Here is a 16,009-nt window from a genome sequence, read left to right on the forward strand (position 1 = left end):
CTAGCTAACTGGTTCTATGATGAACAAGACGATTACTACCTTGATCAAAACGGCGTTAGATTTAGCTTCAAATATTATAGTCGGCGTAAAGATAAAACGACTGGTCAGATTCGCGATTTTAAGATTTATGAAGCAGATGAATTTCAGTTAACGCCAGAATTAGAGCGCTTAGCTAAAACCAAGAGCGGGCGCCAGTGGCAGGTTCGCTATAATCCTAACTGGCAATACTTAAAAGAAAAAGCCAAAGCAGTTCTCCCAAGTCCTGAAGGCAGTCACATCTACAGAATGAGAAAGTATGATGTGGAGCCGATTTTTGGACATTTGAAGAATGTTTTTGGCATGCGTCGAACTCATTTAAGAGGCAAAAAGAAGGTTGAAACCTATATTGGAATAGCCTTCATGATGATGAATTTAAGCAAATATTGGAACAGAAGATGGTCAAAGGACCAATTTTGTTTAAGCGAAAAGAAAAAGACGGTCAAGCAACTCAAATTAAGAGTTAGATTGATCGTCTTTTTGTATCTGAGAGTTAGTTTTTTCCCAGACACCTTTTTATGATTACTAATTAAGCATTAGCAGACATATAGTCATAAAGTTGATTAATTTCTTCGTTGGTGAATTCCCCATCACCAGTTTTCATTGCATGCACCTTTTCAACAGATAGGTGACTAGCAAAAGCTAAATCAGTATCATTAACATGGTGTTTAACTTGAAAATCAATAATTGCGTTCGATAATTCTTCTTGTTGCTCATTCATAATAATCTCTCCTTACACTTTAATTTTAATCAAATTATATACAAAATAAAACTTTTAAATAATTAAAATGTTTTCCACTGAGTAAATGGCCAGTAGCGGAAGACAACTTTCCCAATAAGTGCACTCCGTTTAACAAAGCCAAAGTAACGAGAATCTTTAGAAACATCTCTATGATCACCCATGACGAAGTAGTGATTCTTAGGTACTTTTTCTTTTAATGTAAAATTGTTAGTATATAGTTCTCCTAAACGATGAGCTTGCTTTTCATACTTGTTATTCAAATATGGTTCAGCGATTTGCTTACCGTTAATGTAAAGCTTATCATTTTTTGAAGTAACCATATCGCCAGGCGTGCCAATTACACGCTTGATATATAAAGCGCCTTTTTGATCAGGAGCTTTTAAAATCACAATATCATTGCGCTTAGGCGTAAAATGACGAACGGCAATTAAACGATCACCATTTTCAAATGTTGGCTGCATTGAGGGGCCAGAAACTGTTTCATTTGAAAGGAAAAAGCTAAATACAAAATAGTAAATCCCCATCAAAATCGCAAACATAATGATTATATCGAGAACAAAATGACCTATGCTTTCTTCGTCTTCATTTTTCTTCTTAGTTTTTTTTCCCATAAACAATCTCCTTTTATTTGCTATTTTTATTATAACTGATTTCTATGACTTTGAATGGTAAAATCATTAGGTAAGGTAGGAAGATATGACGAATTATTTGCACAAATTAACTATGTTAGATGATGAAATTAATCATCCTCTGATACATGGTCAAGTAGAAGAAATAAAACAAATTGATCATTACGTTGGTAATGGTAAGCCGTTAAAAGCCGCACCAGATAAATTGGGATTATTACCAGATCAATTTGAAGATGTTTTAAAAGAAATCGGAAATAATAAAAAAAGAAAATTAACCGATATTAATAACTTATTTAATAATTTTCGGCAATACTTATCTTTGAAATATGGCATTTGGTCAATAGCCAATTTAAAAACGGCAGCTTTGATAAAAGATAAGATGCAGATTGATACTGCTTTGGAAATTATGGCTGGCAATGCTTATTGGTCAAGTACACTAGCAAATGTTGGAATTCAAACAATAAGTACGGATTCCTTAGAATGGGCTAAGACTTCATCAACAGGTGCGGAGCCATTTCATCCAGTTATTAATTTAGAAGCAGCGCAAGCAATAAAAAAGTATTCCGATGTGGATTTGATTCTTTGCTCTTGGTCACCCAATTTCGGTCAAAGTGATCTTGCGGCAATTGATGCATGGCAAAAATATAGTAATGCAAAGCATTTTATCTTCATTGGTGAAGAAAATGGGGCAACTAATTCGCCAGAATTCTGGCAACGTAATTGGTTTAAACATACAGCAGCTTTGAATGAAATTAATAGTTCATTTCAAAGTTTTGATTTTATTGATGAACGGATATTTGAGATAGATAATGAATTTTAAAAGAATTTTTTTACTTTTAGTACCGTTAATTATGTTTTTGGGAATAGGCACTATGATTTCTAATATTCAATCTGATTATGCAGATGAAGTATTAGAAGCCCATGGGCTGACTAACAATACACGCTATTTTAGAACAGATAGCGATGAAAGCATTAGTTCTTTTTTACGTTACCTAAATAAGAACTATAAAAATCATCAGATTCAATTACACTTCGATAGTAATTATGAAAAAAAGCAGGTCTTAGTCTGGAGTAATCATGTGGTAAAAAGTTTGCCGACAGAAACAGGACGCTATTTTTCTCCAGATGATTTTGAAGGGAAAGTCTCATTTGCTGTATTAGGTCCTACCGCTAAGATCAATGTTTTAGAAGCACAAAATAATAAATATGTTGTTTTAGGACGAAATTATTATTCTGTAATTGGCACGTTTAAAAATTATCCTCAAGTTGAAATGGATAAATATTATCTGAGCACAGGAGTAAATCAGCCTACAGCACGAGATCAGTTAAGAAATTATAGGATAGTGATTGATAGTACTCCGTATGTAATTAGTAAGATAGCTAAACATTATCACGCTAAGCTTCATATTCCTCCATTTGTACAGGAACATCACCGTGACCGCTTGTCAGTATTGCCTAATATTTTAATGTTAGTAACTTGCATGATACTAGGTGTGGTAACTAATATAGTACTTGCAATTTTAATGATGCGACAAGCTAAATTAACCCACCTTCATGGCGATTTATTCCGCAATTGGGTAATTAATCGTAGTGCTCGTACTTTAATGGTAGAAGGCGTTTGTGGACTTTTAGCATATATCTTTTTAAGATGGCATGCATTTTATTCAGTGGCTAGTGTGTTGAGCATAGTTTTACTTATGGCATGGCTAATGAATGTAGTGGCATTTTGTATCACGTTATATCACTTAATAAGAAAGGATAAAAAAGTTGTTAAAGCTACCCGTTGAATTTAAAGAAAAATACGAAAAATTATTAGGCGATAAAGAAGCGACAGCACTTTTTACGGCAATGAATGAAGAAAGCAAAAAAGCTTTTAGAATTAATACGTTAAAGAATCCGATCAAATTATCTTATGACTTAAATAAACCAATTCCTGATCTTAGGGATGCATATTATGGCGAAATAAGCGGTGAAGATCCTGAATGGGTAAGTGGATACGTTTATTCGCAAGATCCTGCTGCGATGTTTCCTGCTGCGTTGAGCGGTGTTAAGCCTGGAGACAGGGTATTAGATCTTTGTGCTGCTCCTGGTGGGAAAACAACTGAATTAGGAGAGCAGCTAGAAAACGAAGGACTGTTAGTTGCTAATGAAATCTCAGGTACTAGAGCTAAAGCCTTGAGAGAAAATATTGAGCGTTGGGGAATAAGCAATGCACTGATTACTAATGAAAGTCCAGAAGCATTATCACCAGTTTTTCCAGGATTTTTTGACGTAATTTTAGTTGATGCTCCATGTAGTGGGGAAGGGATGTTTAGAAAGAATCCTGAAGCAATTGATTATTGGTCTCAAGATTATGTTTTGACATGTCAAAGAAGACAAAAAGATATCTTGAACGAAGCAGTTAAGATGCTCAAGCCAAATGGACGCTTGATCTATTCGACTTGTACGTTTGCTCCAGAAGAAGATGAACAAATTGTTAGCTGGTTAGTTAATGAACACGATTTTAGTATTTTAGATACTGGAATCAAAGATGAAAGAATAAGTCTAGGTCATCCTGAGTGGAGTGATAATAATCCAGAATTAACCAAAACGCTTAGATTTTGGCCACAAGATGGGGTCGGTGAAGGTCAGTTTGCTGCTGTATTGCAGAAAAATGGTGGCAATGTAGAAGTTGTAACCAAAAAGAGTAAAAAGAAAAAGCAAAAAAAGAATCCATTGCGTTTGACTAAGAACGAACAAGAACTAGTTGCAGAGGTGATTAATCAATTTAATTTGCCTACTAGTTTGAGTGATTGGTCTAAAAAGGCAATGGTTAGAAATGATCATGTCTTTATTCCTGCGATTGTTTTACCTGAAAAGACTAAGCTGCACATTGTTAATAATGGTGTCGAATTAGGAATTCTAAAGAAAAAGAGATTCGAACCGGGTCATCAACTTGCAGAAGTATTAGGTCAATTGGAGCAGACATGTGTAGTTGATTTGGCAACCTTGGATGATTACCAAAAGTACTTACATGGAGAAACGATTAAGGTCCAAAGTGATTTGCGTGGTTTTGTGCTGGTTAGTTATAGTCAAATGATTTTTAGTTTTGGCAAAATTACTGGTAATGGAATTTTGAAAAATTTCTATCCTAAAGGACTTAGAAAATAATCGCGGCAGTTGCGGCTATAAAAGAAATTTTTCGACTGTTTCTCAATCTTCGGCTTGGACCGTAAGAAAAAGAACTAAATAAATATTAAAAGGATTAAGCGTTAGATCCGGGGATCAGGAATGCTTAATCCTTTTTCTTTCTACAATAAAAATAAAAGTAAGAAAGATATAGAGGCCAAAATAATAAAAATTATGTAAAATAAAAGCACTAGATTGTCTAGTGCTTTTTTGATATTAAATTAATTGATCTATTTGGTTCTTTAGTTGTAGATCATAGTATTTTTTTATTTGGGGTAGGGATGCCAAATCGTTTTTACCATAAATCGCAATTAAAGCAGCTAATTCATCTTTCCAATCGCTGATTAAGGTTTGAAGTCCCTCAAAACCATTCTTGTTGAATTCTTGCAAGAATACATTAGAAATACCAACAAATTGTCCACCTAAAGCTAGCCCTTTTAAAATATCTAGCGGGTTACATACACCACCTGAAACAATAAAATTAACGTTTTCTTTTTGTGCCATTAAGGCTGAAACAACAGTAGGTAATCCGATGTCTTCTAGATAAGAAACATCCCGTGAATTACGTGCATTTTCAATTTGAGCGAAATTTGTTCCCCCAGCACCTGCAATGTCAAAGTACTTAATGCCATTTTCTTTAAGCAGGTGAATGCTGTTTTGATCAAGACCAAATCCTACTTCCTTAATAATCACGGGGATGGAAATTTGATCGAGGATATTCTTGATTTTATCGAGCCAAATAAAGTCACGATCACCTTCTGGCATTGCAATTTCTTGGACTGTATTAAGGTGAATCTGTAATGCATCAGCTTGCAATTCATTTATTGTTTGTTTAATCGCACTAATGGGAGTTTCTGGATTAACATTGACAATTAAAACGCCATTTGGATCTTCATTGCGAGCAACATAAAAACTTTCTAATTGATCCTTTTCCTTAGCTAAAATGCTAGCAGAACCAAGAGCTAGAGCAATCTTTTCTTGATGTGCGATCTTTCCCAGAGCCTGATTAATTATTAAGGATTGCTTTGATCCACCTGTCATTGCATTGATAAAAAAAGGAGCAGAAACGCTTTTATTAAACATTTCTGTTGCCAAAACAGATTGATCAACCTTACTTTCTGGTAGAGCAGGGCGTAACAGATGCATTTGATCAAAACTATTATATTTTTCTTTATTAAAAAACATCTGAGCTAATTTCAGATGTTCTTCTTTTCTTTCAGATCTAATTGACATATTTTTCTCCAATTAGTGAGCAAGGCTAATTTGGTGAACTCTAAAGTTCAAAGGCAGAATACCATTACGACGCCATTCATTCTCTAAGGCATCAACGTCAGTATCTGCATCAGTGATTACAATTCCGCAATCACCATTACCAGCCCCAGAAGTTTTTGCGGCACCACCAAAGTCTTCAGCAATTTTGATTAATTGAGTCAAACGTGGAATTTCAATGGCAATTTGGTTAATTTTAGCAAAATGTTGTAATAAATGACGATTAACACGAATTTGCTTCTTTATTAATGGAATATCATTTGCCTCAAAGCCGGCAATCATCTTTAATACGCATTCTCTAGAAGCAGCTAAGAAGTTTTTGTATTCCATATTTAAAGCTGCCTTATTAGCGTTGGTTTCATCAACTAAACGAGAAGTTGATGCTGGCTTTTGACTCCAACCAATCATTAATTTCATATCGTGAGGTGGGGTTAGCAACTCAATCTTAAGTCCTGGCCAAGCTTCATTTATGACTTCTGATAAGGTTTTATTAGCTAATTCATATTGTAGCCATTTTTTATCAAAAGTTTGGTAGGCTAGCCAACCACCATAAACACTAGCTGCAATGTCACCAGCAGAACCATTACCTTGGACAGAATAATGGGAAATGGCAGATAATTTATATACTAGTTCATTGCTCATTTTGACACCATAGAAGTGTAAAATAGCTTTAACCGTAGCTACAGTGACAGCGGCACTTGAACCTAAACCATACTTTTTACCATCAGCAGAATCTAGATCTGAATTAACATGCAGATCGTAGACTTTCATCTTAATGTTTTGTTCAATACAATATTGTTCTGTGTAAGAAATTGCAGATAAAATGTATTCAAATGGGTTATCACGATTATCGATTACCATCTTAGAACCTTGACGGATCCAGTGAATAGAATCTTGTGAATATTGTTTAGAGTGGATTAAGCCCGTAGAAGTCTTGCTTTTAGTAATTGAAACACGTACAAATTGATTTACGGCAACTAAAACAGCAGGACAGTTTTGTTCTAAAACGGCGTATTCTCCAGCGATATATAATTTTCCGGGTGCTTTTTCTGTTATCAAAAGAATTAAATCCTCGAATCTAATTAACTTTCTATTACAACGATTAATCCAAGTAGGTAATACCAGGACCAAAATTTGCAATCACTATATTAACATTATTAAATACTGACTTAAAGCGTTCAACAATTTCTTTGCTATTTCTTAACCGGCAAAGAACTTTAATGTTTGGACCAGCATCTATAGTATAGTAGCATTCAATTCCTTCTTTGCGAAGATCTTCAACTAATTTAATGGCGCGAATTGTATCTGGTTCAAAGTACGTAAATTCAGGTTGAGCGGTTAAATTGATGGCATGCATTTCATTAGCATTTAATTCTGCTAGTTCACCTAATGCGGTAAAGTCATTATTTTTAATGGCCGTAATTATTTGCTTTAGTTCACTTTCATTGCGTTCAAGCCAAGGCTTAAAGAAAGGAGAAGATTGTGCTTCTTTCATGCCGCTAGTAGAAGAAATCTTCTTTTGCTTAGTGTTTAATTCTACAGCCAAAAGGTGTAGATCCATTTGAGGATGTTCATCTAAAGCATATGCATAAGAACTTTCGTCGGAATCTCCCTTTTGCCAAACCGAGAACCCACCAAAAATAGAGCGACATGCGGAACCAGAACCGATTCGTGCTAAACGTGACAACTCTTTTTTGTCAACTTGGATATTATAGCATTGGCAAAAAGCAGCTGCCAATGCGGCGAAGGCTGAACTAGAAGAGGCGAGTCCAGCAGAGGTTGGAACATGATTAACAGATTTAACGATTAAGTTGTCATGAAAACCAAATTTATTTTGAAGTTTGGCCAAATATGAAAAAACTCGTTGGCTTTGTTTAGAATCTTGCTTTTTTCCATTTAAATAAAAAGCAGGATCATCGTTTGTCTTTTCGATTGTAGTATCGGTATAAAAAGCATCTAGTGTCATTGAGAGACTAGACATTAAGGGAAGTCTTAACTCCGCATTTGCTTTACCCCAATATTTAATTAAAGCGATATTTGTATGAGCACGTACTATTTTTGACATTAAATTTTCTCCACCCAGTAGTTACTAATTAGATCTTGACATTTATCCGCAATGTTTTTGGCGATTTCTTGGTTCTCGCATAGAGCAATAGTAATTCCGCCTAAGCCACCACCAGATAATTTGAAGCCAAGGGCACCATTATCTAGAGCAATTTTTTGTAATTGATCAATTTTGGTAGTTGAAATATTAAAAGAATGCAAAATCGTTTGTGCTTCATTAAAAATATTACCTACAGTTTTGATATCATGATCAATCCAGGCTTTTTTTGTCAGATCAGCTAATTCGCCTAAGCGTTTCATATTAACATTTGCCTTTTTTGATTCACTTAAAAGTTGACTTACTTGAGTAACAGCCTTCTTAGTATTGCCTAATTCTCCAGTGTCCATAATTAAAAGTGTAGCACCTAATTCAGCTTGTAAAACTTTGGGTCCCATTTTTTTGTTAAAAAATACTAAGTAGTTGGAATTAACTGTAGCGGCATCAAGACCAGAAGCCTTGCCGTGATTAATCATTTCTGCCTGATTGGTAACTGCCATAATTTCAGATTCAGATAAATTTAAAGAAAAGAATTCGTTTAAAGCCTTTGTAGTACCTAGAGCAACTGTAGCGCTGGAGCCAAATCCTCGTTCCATAGGGATTTCTCCAGTATATGTGATCTTTAATGGCTCATCGTTGTTTGCCTTTTTTTGCATAGCTTTGACAACATACTTCAGACCATCATATTCACTCGGAGCATCATAAAAAGAGCCATGGTAGCGTGCGGTATCCATCCACATTTTAGAATTGTTTTCGACAGTAGTTTTAATATGCAAAGCTTTGATAGGCATCGCTAAAGCATCATAGCCGTAAACAACAGAATGTTCACCAATAATAATTACTTTCCCATGAGCTAAAAAACTAGTTTTCATTTTTTAATCATCCTTAAAATAGATTTAATAAAAGATATCAACCTTGCTATGATAAAATAATAAACAAGGAAGTGCGAACAAATGATCAAAATTTTAACAGGACGACAAACTGACCCATTACAAGAAAAAATTCTGGCCTCAGCAATTGAAAATTATCAAAAGCACCCAGAAAACAAAACTTTTATCATCGTTCCTAATCATATTAAGTTTACCACAGAAGTTAGAGCGATTAATAAACTTGCATCTAAGAAAAAGCAAACGGAGACAGCAGTCAAAAATCTGTACGTGTTATCGTTCTCGCGTTTAGCGTGGTTTTTCTTAAAAGATGCTGAACAGGGATTGCCTACACAATTAGATGATGCTGCTAGTGCGATGTTGCTAACCCATATTATTGAGGAAAAGCAAGACGAGCTGATTATCTTTGAACAGAGTAATTCAGGGATGGTACGTCAACTTTATAATACGATTTTACAAGTGTATGACGGCAATTTGGATTTGGATAACATAGATGAAACTAATTTAGATCAAGAAACTAAAAGTAAAATTCATGATTTACGGATTATTTATAATGCTTTTATTGAGGAAATAGCGGGCAAATTTTCAACTAAAAACGAAGTACAAGTACAGTTGAATGAAATTTTAGCTAAAAATTCTGATTTAAAACATGTTAGTTTTTATTTTTGTGATTTCTCTCATTTTTCTCTGCAGGAAATGTTAACTATTCAAATCTTAATGAGAAAAGCTAAAGATGTAACACTGGCTTTTAAAACGAGACTAGGAAACATCAATCCTAAAGCCGAAGAAGGAGATTATGATTACGTCATTCAACAAACTATCCAGCGATTAGTTTCGTTTTTGCAAGAGAGAGATATGGATTATGTAGCAAATGAATTTCCGATTGCTGCTGAGCCTACTTCAAGTGAAATCCTAAACAGCCTTTGGACAGAAACGATTCCTAAAGTTGATGAATTAAATCAAGTACAACTTGTTAAAGCTGATTCTCGATATGCGGAAGCATATTTTGTTGCGCGAACAATTTATCAACAAGTGGCTCTTAATAATTATCGCTACCGTGATTTTCTGATTTTGGCACCAGATTTGAAAGAATATGAGACATATTTAACGCCAATTTTGCGGCAAAATAATATTCCTTTCTTTAATGATTTGCAGCAGGAAATGAAATATCACCCTCTAGTTGTATTGATTGAAAATCTGTTCAATTTACGTGACTTAAAGGATAGTCCATTTCAGACGCAGAGTATGCTTGCCATATTAAAGACGCATTTGCTCATCCCATCTTGGTATAAAGAAGAAGCTGAGTATATTCATGATGTAGATGAATTAGAAAATTTTGTTTTAGCTCACGGAATTAATCATAATTTGTGGAAAAAACATTTTGCAGATTTTGTAAGTGCAGAAGTTATCAGATTAGACAAAATTGATGAAGAAGTGGTCAAAATTGATCGATTACGTGGTTATTTGGTAGATAAAGTTACAAATTTGTTTACTAAATTAGAGCAAGAAAAGGATAGTCAAAAAGCTCTAACCATATTCTTTGATTTTTTGACTAAGAACGGAATTGCTGAGCGTTTAGAACAATGGCGCGATGATGCGAATGAATCTGGTGATTTGCAACAAGCACAGCAACCTGAACAATTATGGGACTTGCTGATTCAATTATTGAAAGATTATTTGGCAATTAACCCAGAGCAATTTGATTTAGATGAATTTTTTAATATGATGATTAGCGCATTCAAGGAAGCTACTTTCTCGCAAATCCCTTCAACTCTTGATGCTGTCAACTTATCAGAAATGGGAATGGTTCAAGCCAGTGGGTATAAGCAAGTCTTTATTATTGGTGCGACAAGCGGAAATTTACCTGCAATTGAAAAAAAGCCCGGTTTTTTGACGACAGAAAATTTAAATCAATTGCAAAGTAGTTTTGAATCTGATGCATATTTGGAAGATAATCAGCGACTAAATAATTTAGATCAAAATTATCAGTTTGGCTTGTCTTTAGCCTTAGCGCAGGACAGAGTGTATATTTCTTATCCTGTGTTAAATGCATCAAATGAGAAATTAGATCCGTCAATTTATTATCAGCGTCTACAAAATTATGGTGCGCCTGAATTTAGTCAACATGATCTACCAGAAAAGATGCAGGATCTTTTATCTTTCATAACTAATCCTGATGCGAGTCTAGGTTACTTAGCCTATATGAATTCTAATGCTTCATCTGATGCAATAAATGAACTTCTAAGAATTACACAGAAATATTTACCACAAAAAGTAAAAGTTGTGCTTGACGCAAGCGACTTTGATAATCAGCCTGAAGATATCGGAGAAGATTTAGCAGCGGAACTATATGGTAAGAATTTGTATTCATCAGTTTCACAGTTGGAGACTTTTTATGAAAATTCTTATGAGTATTTCTTGACCTACGGGTTAAAATTACGGCGCCGCTTTGAAAATGAATTTGATGTTATTCAAGCCGGAAATTATTTCCATGAGACATTTGATCGGTTAGTTAAGCGATTGAATGAACAGCATCTTGATTTGGCCGATTTAAGTAGTGTAGAGCTTGAGCAGCAACTTAATCAGGTTAGAGATGTTATCAAGGATGAAAGTAAATATGCTCAATTGATGAATGACCCGTTTAACCAGTATTTATTCCACTGTTTAGATCATACGACTTCCAAGGTAGCTCGAAATTGGCGTAAATCACTAGCTGAAACACCGCTGCGAGCCAAATATTCTGAATTAAGTTTTGGTTTAGATCAAAAAATTAAAGGTATCAGTTTAGATATTCCGGATTTAGCTGGTAATCATCAAGTTAATTTACGCGGGAAAATAGACCGAGTAGATTTAGCTAATTTTGCTAATAAAGATCAAGTTTTAGCGCAAGTGATCGATTACAAATCTTCTGCTAAAAAATTTGATTTAGGGATGTTTTATAACGGTATCGCCCTTCAGATGGTTTCTTACTTGGATGTTTTAACTAATAATAATCATTTCTTTGCGGAAGAGGACAAGCTTTCGCTATTAGGTGCTTTTTATCAAACAGTTACTAGACAGCTAGAAAGACTAAATAGTAATAAGTTAATTGATAGCAGCTTAAACTTACGTGAAAATGCAATAGATAGTAAGCCTAAGTTGATATATACGGGCCTAATTAGTAATAATCCGGAAATTTTGTTAGAAGCTGAGCCATTATTAGATGGTAAGCCTAGTCAAGCTTCTCAACTTTATACAGGAGTAGGAACCAAGGCAAAAGGCGGCTTTAAATTGCCAGCAGATCGTAACTTTAGCGAAGAAGAAATTCAGTTGCTATTGGAATATGATGAATATCTTATTAAAGAAGCTTCTAGACAGATTTTATCTGGTCAAATTGAATTAAATCCATATCGTTATGGCAGGAGCAAAAACGCTCTAACATATTCAGACTTTAAAGATATTTTCTTCTTTGACGCCATGCTTAGACATAATCAATATCACGAGATTAGCAACATGAGTAAGAAAGATTTGTTAGCTAAAATTAAGGAAAAACTAGGAAAGAAGGATTAGTTTTGCCACAATTTACAAAAGAACAAGAAAAAGCAATTAATGATCAAGGGCATGATATTTTAGTTTCCGCATCTGCCGGTAGTGGTAAAACTACTGTTTTAGTTGAGCGTGTTTTAAAAGAAATTTTAGCAGGTACGCGAGTAGATGAATTATTAGTTGTGACTTTTACCAAAGCCGCAGCCGAAGAAATGAAGATCAGAATTAAAGCTGCTTTAACTAAAGAATTAGCCAAACCTGGAGTTAATCATAGATATTTGCGTGAGCAGTTAAATCAGGTAGATACCGCTAATATTTCAACTATTGATGCATTTTGTTTGGATGTAATTCATCGCTTTTATTATTCAATTGAGTTAGATCCTAGTTTTACGATCTTAACTGATGATACGCAAGCTGCCTTGTTGAAAGAACGTGCTTTGCGTGAGATCGAAGGGGAAATGTTAACTAATAAGGATCAAGCTTTTAGACATTTCTATGATAATTTTGCTGGTGATCGGGATGCAGATAGTCCTCGTGATTTGCTATTAGATTTATACAATTTTGCTATGGCAAAACCAGAATATCGCGCTTGGCTTAAACAATTGCCACAGATTTATGATATTGAAGACAGTGTTGTGGAATCAAAGATTTGGCAAAAACAAATTAAGCCGTATATTGTGGCTAAATTCTCGGAATTACAGGACAAGATAGCATCTTATTTATCACAAGCTGTGATGGAAACTAAGGAATTGGCTAAGGTAAAAGAGTCATTCACGCTGTTTGCACAAAATATAGATAATTTTGTGCAAGCGGTTAAAGAAGATGCTGATTATGATAAGCAGAGAGAGTTATTAAGAAGCTGCGTATTTACAATTAGTTTTCGTAAATCGAAAAAATGGGATGAAGACCTGTTAGAGTTTTATGAAGAAATCCAAGCTTTAAAAGATGAATCGAAGAGTCAGGTATTCGATACCTTTACTTCATTTTTTGCGGTAGCTGAAAAAGAGCAGATCAAGATTATGCAAGATGGGCAAAAGATTGTCAGTGCTATTTCAGCTGCTGAAATTAAATTAATTGAACGCTTTAATCAGTTAAAACGTAATGAAAATTTGCTTGATTATAGTGATATGGAGCAATTAGCTTATCAAATCTTAAGTCAAGATACGTCTAGTTCCCAAATGGCGCGCGATTTTTATCAAAATAAGTTTAAGGAAATTCTGATTGATGAATATCAGGATATTAATGCTCTGCAGGAAAGAATTATTCAGCAAATTAAAAATGAGGAAAAGAACACTCTTTTCATGGTGGGGGATGTAAAACAGTCAATTTATGGATTTAGACAAGCTGAACCAAGTCTGTTTTTACAAAAATATCATCAATTTGCCCAAGAACAGAATGAACATGAAGAACGGATTTTGTTGTCAGATAATTTTAGATCAACCGAGTCAGTAACAGAAACAGTTAACCTAGTGTTTAAGAGCATTTTAAGTACTGATTTTGGTGGGATTGATTATCAAAAAGAAGGGCAGCTAGTTTTTGGGGCGAAATATTATCCCAAATCACTGCCTCAAGCAAGTGAAGTGATTATTCATGAAAAGAAAAATGGCACTAATAAAGATGAAAGTGAGATAGACTTTTCTGAAATTCAAATGGTACTTGCTCGGATTAAGCAGTTAGAAGAAGAACACGTTCAGGTTTTTGACAGTAATACTGGTAAAATGCGAGATATGCAATATAGTGATATTGCTATTTTAACTAGAAGTCGTAGTGATAATCTGGAAATTATGCAAGAATTTGCTAAGCAAGATATTCCATTATTTGTTACTGATGCAGAAAACTATTTTCAAACTTTTGAATTAACTGTCATGATGAATTATTTAAAAATAATTGATAATCCTGACCAGGATATTCCATTAGTAACAGTATTACGTTCTCCACTGTTCAATTTTGATGAAAAAGAGCTAGCCAGAATTAGAATTAAGAGTAAAAATAGCAACTTTTATAGTGCACTTACTTCATATATAGGTACTAACGATGAGTTAAGTAAAAAGTGTAAAAACTTTTTAAATCAGTTAGCAGAATTGCGTAGTTTTGCCACGACCCATAGAATATCGGAATTAATTTGGAGCATATATGAGCGTACTAATTTATTAGAGATAATGACGGCATTGCCTAATGGTGAGCAGCGGCGAGTTAACTTAGAAGCACTATATGAAAGAGCTTCTTCATATGAAAGTGCAGGCTTTAAAGGACTATATCAATTTATTAACTTCATTGATCGAATGAGACGTAGTCAAAAAGATTTAGCACAGCCACTTTTAACTAAAGAAGCTGGTAATGCTGTTAGATTAATGACGATTCATGGTTCTAAGGGATTAGAGTTTCCAATTGTTTTCTATGTAGGGATGCAGCACCATTATCAGATGCGCGATTTAAATGGTAATTATATTATTAACTCTGATAGTATGGGGATTACCTTAAGAGAAAAGCATTATCGTGTAGACTCACTAGTTAAGGCAATGGGGAACATTACTAAAAAACAGCAATTGCTTGAAGAAGAAGCACGTATTCTTTATGTGGCTTTAACTAGAGCAAAGCAAAAATTAATTTTGGTAGGTGATGTTCCTAGCTTTAACAAAAAGGTAAAAGAATGGTCGACAGAATTGAATAACGCTGGTCAACTGCCATTAATTAATAAATTATCAGCTACTAGTCCTTTAAGTTTTATCGGACCTTCATTAAGATTTGATCGACATGTGGCTATTAAATTGAGTGATGTTACTAAGTCAATCGATCAAAGTCAAAAGATCTTGTTTATTGATTATCAGGATGAAGATATTAAATTTACTGAAAAAGAAGAAACTGATAATAAGCAGCAGGAAAATACAAGTAAGCTTAATTTGCTAACGCAGACAGTCAACCAGCTATATCAATTTGATTATCCTTTCAAAGATGCAAGTGAAACTACTGCTTATCAAGCGGTTTCTGAAATCAAAAAAGCATTTAATGATCCAATAGATGCTGAATTAGAGAATTCTCATTTATTAACTTCTACTAATCGTTATTTGCAACCAATTGATACCAAGCCTAATTTTTTGTATCAAACAAAATTTACAGGAGCAGAAATCGGTACGGCTACTCACTTAATCCTGCAGTATTATGATTACACGAATGATAGTGCAGATAATTTAGATCAAGAGATAGAAACGTTGATTGAACAAAAGAAATTGAATCCAGATATTGTTTCGAGCTTAAAGAAGGACCAAATTGACTGGTTTGTTCATAGTGATTTTGCCAAAGCTTTTTGGAAAGAGCCAGATAATTTAAAGCGAGAAGTTGATTTTTCTAGTTTGCTTTCAGCTAGAACTTTATTTAAGGATTTTAGTGATCCAGATGCTAAAATTTTGGTTCATGGTACAATTGATGGTTATTTTGTAGCAAAGAATGGTATCATTTTGTTTGATTACAAAACTGATCATGTGAATAAATCTAATATTGATAAATCAATTGAATTAATTAAAGAAAAATATACTGGTCAGCTTCGTTTGTATGAACAAGCGTTAAATGAATTTAGTGAAAAGAAAGTTATTGGCAAATATTTAATTCTGCTTGATGCAAAACAAGTAGTTGAGGTTAAGTAGTTAGAAAGAAG

12 protein-coding genes are annotated in these 16,009 nt (G+C 34.2%); 6 read left to right on the forward strand and 6 right to left on the reverse strand.

Features of this window, described 5'->3' with window-relative positions; genetic code table 11:
- Nucleotides 1–558 (forward strand): transposase (locus JEM49_RS07505; protein ID WP_201874473.1); only part of this gene is annotated, 558 nt, incomplete at its 5' end.
- Between the two features lie 7 nt (nucleotides 559–565).
- On the opposite strand, the gene JEM49_RS07510 is transcribed toward JEM49_RS07505, so the two are convergent.
- Together JEM49_RS07510 and lepB are read right to left on the reverse strand one after the other, a co-directional pair.
- Nucleotides 566–757, reverse strand: a complete 192-nt coding sequence (locus JEM49_RS07510) for an LBP_cg2779 family protein (RefSeq protein ID WP_003627439.1) — start codon at nucleotides 755–757, stop codon at nucleotides 566–568.
- 62 nt (nucleotides 758–819) lie between these two features.
- Nucleotides 820–1,389 (reverse strand): signal peptidase I, encoded by a 570-nt coding sequence (gene lepB, locus JEM49_RS07515; RefSeq protein WP_201874475.1) that lies wholly within the window; start codon nucleotides 1,387–1,389, stop codon nucleotides 820–822.
- An 85-nt stretch (nucleotides 1,390–1,474) separates the two neighbouring features.
- On the opposite strand from lepB, the gene JEM49_RS07520 reads away from it, so the two are divergent.
- From JEM49_RS07520 to JEM49_RS07530, 3 genes are read left to right on the forward strand one after another with little or no spacing between them, the layout of a single operon-like run.
- Nucleotides 1,475–2,227, forward strand: coding sequence for an SAM-dependent methyltransferase (locus JEM49_RS07520; RefSeq protein ID WP_201874476.1), 753 nt, complete (start codon nucleotides 1,475–1,477; stop codon nucleotides 2,225–2,227).
- Entirely contained in the window at nucleotides 2,217–3,194 is a 978-nt protein-coding gene (locus JEM49_RS07525) for a hypothetical protein (protein WP_087176071.1), read from the forward strand. Before JEM49_RS07520 ends, JEM49_RS07525 begins: the two co-directional genes overlap by 11 nt.
- Nucleotides 3,175–4,557, forward strand: coding sequence for an RsmB/NOP family class I SAM-dependent RNA methyltransferase (locus tag JEM49_RS07530; protein ID WP_087176072.1), 1,383 nt, complete (start codon nucleotides 3,175–3,177; stop codon nucleotides 4,555–4,557). The genes JEM49_RS07525 and JEM49_RS07530 overlap by 20 nt, the downstream gene beginning before the upstream one ends.
- 234 nt (nucleotides 4,558–4,791) lie before the next feature.
- On the opposite strand, the gene fni is transcribed toward JEM49_RS07530, so the two are convergent.
- The 4 genes from fni to mvk are packed head-to-tail and all read right to left on the reverse strand — an operon-like array spanning nucleotide 4,792 to nucleotide 8,817.
- On the reverse strand, nucleotides 4,792–5,808 hold the full coding sequence (fni, locus tag JEM49_RS07535; protein WP_201874479.1) for a type 2 isopentenyl-diphosphate Delta-isomerase: 1,017 nt from the start codon (nucleotides 5,806–5,808) through the stop codon (nucleotides 4,792–4,794).
- Nucleotides 5,809–5,820: 12 nt separating this feature from the next.
- The gene (locus JEM49_RS07540) at nucleotides 5,821–6,903 is read right to left on the reverse strand and encodes a phosphomevalonate kinase (RefSeq protein WP_201874480.1); all 1,083 of its coding nucleotides are present in this window, start codon (nucleotides 6,901–6,903) and stop codon (nucleotides 5,821–5,823) included.
- Between the two features lie 43 nt (nucleotides 6,904–6,946).
- Nucleotides 6,947–7,909 carry a diphosphomevalonate decarboxylase gene (gene mvaD / locus JEM49_RS07545; RefSeq protein WP_201874482.1) on the reverse strand — a complete coding sequence of 321 codons (963 nt, stop codon included), beginning with the start codon at nucleotides 7,907–7,909 and terminating at the stop codon, nucleotides 6,947–6,949.
- Entirely contained in the window at nucleotides 7,909–8,817 is a 909-nt protein-coding gene (gene mvk / locus JEM49_RS07550; RefSeq protein ID WP_025005661.1) for a mevalonate kinase, read from the reverse strand. Before mvk ends, mvaD begins: the two co-directional genes overlap by 1 nt.
- A gap of 81 nt (nucleotides 8,818–8,898) precedes the next feature.
- Here mvk and JEM49_RS07555 point away from each other — a divergent pair, with 81 nt between their 5' ends.
- Both JEM49_RS07555 and addA read left to right on the forward strand, forming a co-directional pair.
- Nucleotides 8,899–12,381: a PD-(D/E)XK nuclease family protein gene (locus JEM49_RS07555; RefSeq protein WP_201874484.1), complete on the forward strand. Its 3,483-nt coding sequence runs from the start codon at nucleotides 8,899–8,901 to the stop codon at nucleotides 12,379–12,381.
- Between the two features lie 2 nt (nucleotides 12,382–12,383).
- Nucleotides 12,384–15,998, forward strand: a complete 3,615-nt coding sequence (addA, locus tag JEM49_RS07560) for a helicase-exonuclease AddAB subunit AddA (protein WP_201874486.1) — start codon at nucleotides 12,384–12,386, stop codon at nucleotides 15,996–15,998.
- Nucleotides 15,999–16,009 lie beyond the last annotated feature (11 nt).

This window comes from Lactobacillus sp. A27, assembly GCF_016742815.1.
Classification (GTDB): domain Bacteria; phylum Bacillota; class Bacilli; order Lactobacillales; family Lactobacillaceae; genus Lactobacillus; species Lactobacillus gallinarum.

Bases quoted from the DNA above. Each gene is read 5' to 3' on its own strand.
- JEM49_RS07510 (WP_003627439.1), bottom strand. From the start codon at position 757: ATGAATGAGCAACAAGAAGAATTATCGAACGCAATTATTGATTTTCAA.
- lepB (WP_201874475.1), bottom strand. From the start codon at position 1,389: ATGGGAAAAAAAACTAAGAAGAAAAATGAAGACGAAGAAAGCATAGGT.
- JEM49_RS07520 (WP_201874476.1), top strand. From the start codon at position 1,475: ATGACGAATTATTTGCACAAATTAACTATGTTAGATGATGAAATTAAT.
- JEM49_RS07525 (WP_087176071.1), top strand. From the start codon at position 2,217: ATGAATTTTAAAAGAATTTTTTTACTTTTAGTACCGTTAATTATGTTT.
- fni (WP_201874479.1), bottom strand. From the start codon at position 5,808: ATGTCAATTAGATCTGAAAGAAAAGAAGAACATCTGAAATTAGCTCAG.
- mvaD (WP_201874482.1), bottom strand. From the start codon at position 7,909: ATGTCAAAAATAGTACGTGCTCATACAAATATCGCTTTAATTAAATAT.
- mvk (WP_025005661.1), bottom strand. From the start codon at position 8,817: ATGAAAACTAGTTTTTTAGCTCATGGGAAAGTAATTATTATTGGTGAA.
- JEM49_RS07555 (WP_201874484.1), top strand. From the start codon at position 8,899: ATGATCAAAATTTTAACAGGACGACAAACTGACCCATTACAAGAAAAA.